This is a genomic window from Anaerospora hongkongensis, assembly GCF_004339805.1.
Taxonomy (GTDB): domain Bacteria; phylum Bacillota; class Negativicutes; order Sporomusales; family DSM-15969; genus Anaerospora; species Anaerospora hongkongensis.
In genome coordinates this window covers 23,674-30,240 of sequence record NZ_SLUI01000025.1, presented here as the reverse complement: position 1 = coordinate 30,240, position 6,567 = coordinate 23,674, and the positions used below count along the sequence as shown (strand labels likewise).

Here is a 6,567-nt window from a genome sequence, read left to right as displayed (position 1 = left end):
AAAAAGGGGCTGTCGCACTAAGATAGTTCTGAAAACAAAAAAATGGCACCGGCAGTAGCCGGGAGCCATTTTTTTGTTGTAAAATCAAGTTTGTCAGAACATGAAAATACAAGAAAATTATATAACAGACACAACTATATATCAACTGGTCTTGCCGATGGACATCGGCGAGATGATCCCGGCAGATGACTCGGTACGGTTACTCAGCGCAGTGTTAGAAAGGCTGGATTATAGCAAACTGAACACTACGTACTCCCGAATGGGGAGAATCGAGAGATCACCGAAGCGTCTATTTAAAGTTCTTGTTTATGGGTACATGAACGGCATCTATTCCAGCCGCAAGCTGGAACAGTCTTGTCGTCGGGACGTTAACTTCATGTATTTGTTAGGGCGAGAAAAAGCACCCGATCACGCCACCATCGCCCGGTTTCGAAGTGAACGACTAACGGAAGTACTCGATGACCTGTTTGCTCAGCTTGTCGAGCAGTTGGCTGCTGCAGGCGAACTATCACTGTCGAGCGTATTTATCGACGGTACCAAACTAGAGGCTAATGCCAACCGGTACACGTTTGTCTGGAAGAAGGCGACACAAACCCAGGAGCAAAAGATGCAAGCTAAAATGAAAGAAGAACTGCCGACATTGGCAGCAAAATTGGGGCTGCGTTTTTCCATCGGTTCAACGATCAAGGCCAAAAACTTGAAGAAGCTGCGCAAACGGCTAAAGACGCTGCAAATCCAACAACAGATTGCCTTTGTTCACGGCAAAGGGCAGCGGAAAAGCGAACTGCAGCGGGCGGTTGAAATGGTGGAACACTACCTGGTCCGACAGAAGAGTTATGACGACTACAACCACAGCTTCGGGGAACGAAACAGCTTTTCAAAAACGGACCGGGATGCCACCTTTATGCGGATGAAAGAAGACCATATGAAAAATGGACAGTTAAAACCAGGCTACAATGCTACCTTGGCAGTGGATGCCGAATATATTGTAGCTGCAAGCATTACACAGGAGCGAAGCGACAGCCAGACTTTGATCCCCATGCTAAAGAAGCTTCAGGGACTAGGGTATACCAAGCCGGTAGCCGATGCTGGATTTGAAAGTGAAGAGAATTATACCTGGTGCGAAGAAAATGGGCAAACAGCCTTCATCAAACCGGGGAATTATGAGGCAAGCAAAACCCGCAAGTACAAAAGTGACATTGGCAAAAGAGAGAATCTGGCATACGATGCCGAAAGTGACAGCTACCTCTGCCATGAGGGGCACCTCATCCAGGCAGCGTATGAAAAAAAGACTCGATCAAAGGCCGGGTATGCCATCACAACAACGGTATACACTTGCACAGAGTGTGCAGGCTGCCGGCATAAAGAGCAATGCATCAAAGGAGCAAGCAAAAAGCCGCTGGAACAGAGGATCAAAAATTTGCATGTGTCGAAAACGTTTCTCCGGCAGCGCCAAGAAATGCAGGAACGAATCCAAAGTAAAGAAGGTATTTTGTTACGCGTGAACCGCTCGATTCAAGTGGAGGGAGCTTTCGGAGTACTGAAAGAAGATAGGGGCTTCCGACGTTTTCTTATGAGAGGGAGCACCAAGGTGCAAACCGAATTTCTATTGCTGTGTATGGGGTATAACCTAAACAAACTCCACAACAAAATCCAAAGAGGTCGCTGTGGAACTTACTTGCATACTCCCAAAGCAGGCTGATAATTACAGATAGACTTTTTTGTTGGGGAAGAGGCTTCCTCTGTTTTGCTATGGCATAAACGGAAGATGAGCTTCTTTTTTTATTCTTTTTCGCCTATATTTTATCTGCTCAAGCAAAGAAGGCTGCCACAAAACGCTTTTTTTCAAAAAGCATTTTGCGACAGCCCCTTTGCTTACCAAAAATCTGCATTTGCATCAGTATCTTTTTTCGTTACTAAAACTTTGTCGACACGGACCCGGTCCATATCGAGGATTTCAAACTGGAAAACATCCCAGGTGAACTGCTCGGCAGCAGCCGGTATATAACCAAAATAGTAAGTGACAAAGCCGCCTACTGTTTTGAATAGCTCCTTATCTTCCCCGGGCAGCTCGTCAATATCAAAATGATCCTTAAATTCTTCAATCCCGACTAAGCCGTCAACCAGCCAAGAGTTGTCATCCCGCTTAATAATTCGGGATTCTTCAATTTCTTCCAATCCCATGGGCATAACACCCAGGATTTCTTCCAGTATATCGTGGAGGGTAATGAACCCTTCAATTCCGCCATATTCATCAAGCACAATCGCTTCATGAGTAACCGCTGATTTTAAGATCTCCAATACCTTCATAATCTTCATAGATTCCGGAATATATACAGGTATACGGATGGCCTTTTCCACATCAAGCTTTTTGCCGCGCAGATGATCTGCCAGTATATCGTTGGTATAGACCATACCGATAAAATTGTCTAAGCTGCCGCGAGCAACGGGAAAGCGGGAATGGCTGCTTTCGGTAATGATTTGCAGCAGGCTTTCCGCCGGCTGTTCGAGATCAAGCCATTGCATTTGCGTCCTGGGGGTCATTACTGCCCCTGCCCTCAGATCTGCCAGCCGGAAAATCCGGTCCACTAATTCAGGCTCTTCTTTTTCGAATGTACCTGCTTCTGCACCCTGTTCCAGCAGAATTTTAATTTCATCCTCTGTGACTGGCGGCTCTTCCGTCTGTTTAATACCGGCAAACCGCAATACGGCATTAGTTGATGCACTTAGAAAGGCAACAATAGGCAATGACAATTTGGCGAAAGTCCGCATTGGCACAGCCATGACGGAGGCTATGGGCTCAGGATTATTCATCGCCAGCCGCTTAGGAACAAGTTCACCAATAATCAGTGTAAAATAGGTTATTGCCGAAATGACAAAAAATAAACTAATACTGTAGCTGTAGGGGGCTAAAAAAGCAAAAGCATTTAACTGTTCTGCTAAGACCCCTGCTAAGTTTGCTCCACCAAAAGTACCGGTAAGAATACCGATTAAAGTAATACCAATTTGAATGGTAGATAGCATTTGATTGGGATCTTCCGCTAACTCTAAAGCAACGCGCGCACCCTTATCACCCTCATCGGCCTTTTTTTCCAGGCGGGATTTCCTGGAGGACACAATTGCCATTTCCGTCATAGAAAAAAGACCATTAGCAATGATCAGGGCAAAGATAATACCAATTTCAAATATACTAGACTCAGAATCCAAGATTTTTCTCACGCTCCTATGTCAGTATTATAGCATACCCAAAGAGAAAACAGAAAAATGCTGGTATTTTAAATTTAGCTTATGTAAGGAGCTGCGAGTAAACAGGATAATGATCATAAAAAGAGAAATAAACAAATATGTTTTGGTATACCGTATCCAAATAAATACTGGCACTTGTATGGAGGAATCATGGAAGAGCTTTTCGTTCCTGAAGGGATAACCAATATCAAACCAATTCGCGAAATTATTTATGATCATATCCGTCAGGCTATTCTCGATGGCTTGATTAAACCGGGCCAGCGGCTGGTGGAACGGGATATTGCCAGCAGATTCAATGCCAGCAGGACTCCTGTAAGGGAAGCATTGCGTAAGCTGGAAACAGAAGGCTTTATCGAATATTTGCCGCGCAAGGGAGTTATTGTGCGTGGTTTTAATCTACAGGAAATTGAAGAAATTTATAGTATCCGAAAATCCCTGGAATGTCTGGCGATTCGCAGTGCTATTCACAATATAACCCCCGCGCAGATTAACGAATTGCGGGGAATTGTTGAACAGTTGGAACAGCTGGAGAATGGCAGCAACGCTCAGACCGCCTATTATGGTTTACATGAGTTTGATGACGTTCTCATTAATGCGGCCCATATGCCGCTGTTAAAGTCTTTCTTGTCGACGTTAAAAGAATCGCTTCAGCGTTACCGTAAAATTAATTTATCAAGTCTGCCCCGTCGCCAAACTGCCGCGCGGGAGCATAAAGAAATTTTGCAAGCCGTCATTGACCGGGATATGGAACGGGCAGAAATGCTCATTTGCCAGCATATCGATAATTCGCGCAATGAGTTAATGAAAAAAGTCAATCAAAATTGAGTGAGAATGTCTGTGGCAAGCTTTCAATTTAGGCAAGTAGAGAGCAAGGTGTTTACCTTTTTTTAAATGGTATACCGTATACCATTTAAAAATATAAACAGATAAAAGAGGGAGAGAAAGGATATTGTAATACGAAAGGGATAGCGCACCCAAGAGACTGATTTTAATCAACTAGTCAATTAAACAATGATTGGAGAAAAGAAATGAGTGAAAAAATAAAGCTGCACAACGGTAGCATACGCGTACCGGATCATCCTGTAATACCCTGCATTGAAGGAGACGGCACCGGGCCGGAAATTTGGGCTGCAGCTAGCAGTGTCATAGACGCTGCTATTGCCAAAGTATACAACGGAACCCGAAGAATTGACTGGCTTCCGGTCCTGGCAGGCGAGAGGGCGTATCAGGAAACCGGCAGTTACCTGCCAAATGAGACTCTCACCGCTATTAAAGAATGTGTGGTCGCTATAAAAGGACCGCTAGGAACGCCGATTGGCGGCGGCTTCCGCAGCATTAATGTTACGTTGCGCAAGGAACTTAATTTGTATGCTTGCATCCGACCGGTAAAATGGGTGCCAGGTACACCCAGTCCTGTGGTTCGTCCCGACTTGGTTGACATCGTTATATTCCGGGAAAATATTGAAGATGTTTATGCCGGGATTGAGTGGCCGTCCGATAGTGGTGAAGCAGTAAAGGTTACGAATTACCTGAATCAAGAAATGAATTGCCGGATACCGGAGGGAGCTGGCATCGGTATTAAATTTCTCAGTAAAGAAGGCACTGAACGGATTATGCGCAAAGCGCTTCAATATGCCGAGGAAAATGGCCGGCGCATCGTAACCATTGTCCATAAAGGAAATATCATGAAGTATACGGAAGGTGCTTTTAAAACGTGGTGTTATCAATTGGCAAAAAGTGAATTTGGCCACATTGTAATTACAGAAGAAGAACTGGCGGGCAAGCCGCTGCCTGCCGGAAAAATATTAATTAATGACCGGATTGCCGATAATATGTTTCAGCAGATTCTGCTGCGCAGCGGTGATTATGACATACTAGTCTGTCCCAATTTAAACGGCGATTATTTATCGGATGCAATTGCTGCTCAGGTGGGTGGCCTGGGAATGGCTCCAGGCGCTAACGTCGGGGATGGTGTTGCTATTTTTGAAGCGACTCACGGCAATGCTCCCAAATACGCAGGGCTGGATAAGGTAAATCCCGGTTCAGTAATTTTGTCTGCCGTAATGATGCTGCGCTATATGCACTGGCATGAGGCAGCTGAGGCAGTTACTACTGCACTGACAAAAACAATTCAGCAAAAAACGGTAACATATGATTTGGCCCGGGGAATTGAGGGGGCTGAAGAACTCAGCACTTCTCAGTTTGCCGCTGCTATTATCGCCAATCTATAAACAGCATTCCCGGGAAATAATTCTCACAGCTTATGACAGCCAAGCTGTGAGAATTATTTTTTTTGGAAGGAAGAATTTGGTATTTAGAGAATGTATATGTCAATAGCTTAGCGGAGGGGGGAGCAGGAAGAACAGACTTGCGGAACGAAAAACGGAAATTTAATTAGAGGTGATTTGCGTGGATAAAGTTTTGCAATCCGTTAGCATACGCTCTATTCGTTATGATTCTGTCAAGCAGGAGCTGGATATTCATTTTTTAAATCGCGGTACCTATCGGTATCAGAAGGTGCCCTTAGCAGTATATGAAGGGCTGTTACTGGCAGAGTTACCGGATAATTATATTGAGAAGCAGATTAAACCCAATTATCAGGCGGTAAAAATGCTTACTGTATGATTAGGAAAACGCCACCTTGCAGTATGACAGCGACAGGAAACTGTCAATACTCATAGCAGAGGTGGTTTTTTTATGAAAAGGCTTGTTTTAGTTCTTGTGGGTGTTCTATTGATGCTGCCTGTGGCTGTGCTGGGAGCAGGGGCCGACAGTCTACCGGCAGGAAAGTTATTAATTGTGCCCGAAGGCAGCCAGGTGCCGTATAGCAGCCGGGTTGACCGGGAGCAGTTAACGCACTTCTGTTTTTTCAGCAGCCAGCTGATTGCCAAAGATACTGCAATTATAGTACAATCCTTAGAAATAGCCGTTGAGGCGCATAATCTGCCCCGCCGGAGCTGGCAGGCTGCTCAGATGTCGGCACAAAATACAGATAAGATCTGGCTATGTGTGAAACGCCAGAAGCAGGGAACAATTACACAGCAATATTATGAAGCAAATGTTTACCGGCTGGTGCAGCGCAGTAAGTTAGCCGGAGAAACCAATCAAATGATCATTGGATTTACCAACCTGGATTTACCGGTAGAGCCGGGAGAGATAGTGAGGCTTTCCTTCTACGGCTCCTTTTATCCCTATGTGCAAGCGGGAACTGTGATTCGTGGTTCGGTAGTTCCAGAGGGCTGGCGGCATACTGCCAAAACGATACGCTTTGAACAGTCCGCTGCCGAACAGCAATATATTGTGCAATAGCAAAAGAGACCG

General features: G+C 45.0%; 6 protein-coding genes. 5 read left to right on the top strand and 1 reads right to left on the bottom strand.

The features are described 5' to 3' along the window. Positions 1-100 precede the first annotated feature (100 nt). Complete coding sequence (locus EV210_RS21890) at positions 101-1,702, top strand: IS1182 family transposase (protein ID WP_132083602.1); 1,602 nt, start codon at positions 101-103, stop codon at positions 1,700-1,702. 173 nt (positions 1,703-1,875) lie between these two features. Here EV210_RS21890 and EV210_RS21885 read toward each other — a convergent pair whose 3' ends face one another. After that, entirely contained in the window at positions 1,876-3,219 is a 1,344-nt protein-coding gene (locus tag EV210_RS21885) for a hemolysin family protein (protein ID WP_243650676.1), read from the bottom strand. 177 nt (positions 3,220-3,396) lie between these two features. Between EV210_RS21885 and EV210_RS21880 the strand changes: the two genes are divergently transcribed. From EV210_RS21880 to EV210_RS21865, 4 genes are all read left to right on the top strand, one after another. Further along, complete coding sequence (locus EV210_RS21880; RefSeq protein ID WP_132083654.1) at positions 3,397-4,071, top strand: GntR family transcriptional regulator; 675 nt, start codon at positions 3,397-3,399, stop codon at positions 4,069-4,071. A 203-nt stretch (positions 4,072-4,274) separates the two neighbouring features. Then, on the top strand, positions 4,275-5,477 hold the full coding sequence (gene icd / locus EV210_RS21875) for an isocitrate dehydrogenase (NADP(+)) (protein ID WP_132083652.1): 1,203 nt from the start codon (positions 4,275-4,277) through the stop codon (positions 5,475-5,477). Between the two features lie 178 nt (positions 5,478-5,655). Further along, positions 5,656-5,871 carry a KTSC domain-containing protein gene (locus EV210_RS21870; RefSeq protein WP_165898994.1) on the top strand — a complete coding sequence of 72 codons (216 nt, stop codon included), beginning with the start codon at positions 5,656-5,658 and terminating at the stop codon, positions 5,869-5,871. Between the two features lie 72 nt (positions 5,872-5,943). Then, positions 5,944-6,555: a hypothetical protein gene (locus tag EV210_RS21865; protein ID WP_132083648.1), complete on the top strand. Its 612-nt coding sequence runs from the start codon at positions 5,944-5,946 to the stop codon at positions 6,553-6,555. Positions 6,556-6,567 lie beyond the last annotated feature (12 nt).

Bases quoted from the DNA above. Each gene is read 5' to 3' on its own strand.
- EV210_RS21865 (WP_132083648.1), top strand. From the start codon at position 5,944: ATGAAAAGGCTTGTTTTAGTTCTTGTGGGTGTTCTATTGATGCTGCCT.
- EV210_RS21880 (WP_132083654.1), top strand. From the start codon at position 3,397: ATGGAAGAGCTTTTCGTTCCTGAAGGGATAACCAATATCAAACCAATT.
- icd (WP_132083652.1), top strand. From the start codon at position 4,275: ATGAGTGAAAAAATAAAGCTGCACAACGGTAGCATACGCGTACCGGAT.
- EV210_RS21890 (WP_132083602.1), top strand. From the start codon at position 101: ATGAAAATACAAGAAAATTATATAACAGACACAACTATATATCAACTG.